Origin of the sequence: Spiroplasma sp. Moj, assembly GCF_016082285.1 — a bacterium.
In the GTDB taxonomy this organism is placed as follows: domain Bacteria; phylum Bacillota_I; class Bacilli_A; order Mycoplasmatales; family Mycoplasmataceae; genus Spiroplasma; species Spiroplasma phoeniceum.
In genome coordinates, this window is the sequence record NZ_MQTY02000093.1 from 2,859 (window position 1) to 4,010 (window position 1,152).

The following is a 1,152-nucleotide window of genomic DNA, read 5'->3' on the forward strand; positions in this document are numbered from 1 at the left end:
TAAAAAAAATTAAAAAAATAAATTTGACAATATTTTTCAAAAATCTTTATAAAAAATAAATAACTTTGACGCTTTATATTTTAATGTACTTTAATATTTTTAAAGTTCTTTTTTTTTCGTTATTTTAATAAATGATGTTTTAAAATATTTTTTAAAAATTCTAATTAAAATATAAATACCTTTAATGTTTAAAAATATATATAATAATNTNNNTTNAATNATTATTATTTTTTTNTNTTTATNATNATTATTTATTTGTTTAATATTTTATTTTTATTTTTTTTTTGCAATACTATTGTTATATATTAATGCTATTAATGTTTAACTTTTTCCTCACTTAAATAGTGGAAAAAATCTTTTAAATTTATTTGCTCAGTTATGATATAAACATATCTTTACTTTAGTTTTCAATGAAAACTTTTTCATCACTATTAAAATATTTATCTATTATTGTATTATTANTCATTTTAAANANNTNTNNGANTTNNTNNTTNATNATTTGCAATAATTAATTAATTAATTTAGTTTTTAATAAATAGTCCCAATAATTATTGAAAATTAATGACGATCAATCAAGCTAAATTTTCTAATAAAATGTTAATATATTTTTAAATACTTCAACTAAGCTCAGTTAGTATTGCAAAACCTCTTTATATTAATTTAGTTTCTTTTACATTCTTTGTACTATTTTTTTTGACTAAAATTTGATGAAAGCCTTCCAAAACAGAAACCAGAATTTCTTAATCATTTTATGTATTTCTTTTGACTTTTAACTAATTATTGGATAAATTATATCGATAAAATCGTTGCTTAATAACTTCAATTTATTTCTAATTTATTTTCCACTNNATTAAATCAACTNNTNTNNAATATCAATTATATCAAAGACCAACTCTTTAATAAATGAAATCTCTGTATCTGCATCTGTAAAAATATTGTATTAATTTATAAAAAACATAGTTTTTATAGTTGTGATGAAACATCTTGAGTAAATGCAGCTATTAATTACTTACTTTAAACTAAAAAAATTCACCTGTAACTGTAAATAATTTCTAAGCTGAATATACAATCTGCGATACGTATTAGTTGCTCATTATTCTAATTATTATTAGCTGAATCCTATCAACTTTTATGGATCTATTAGAAACCTAG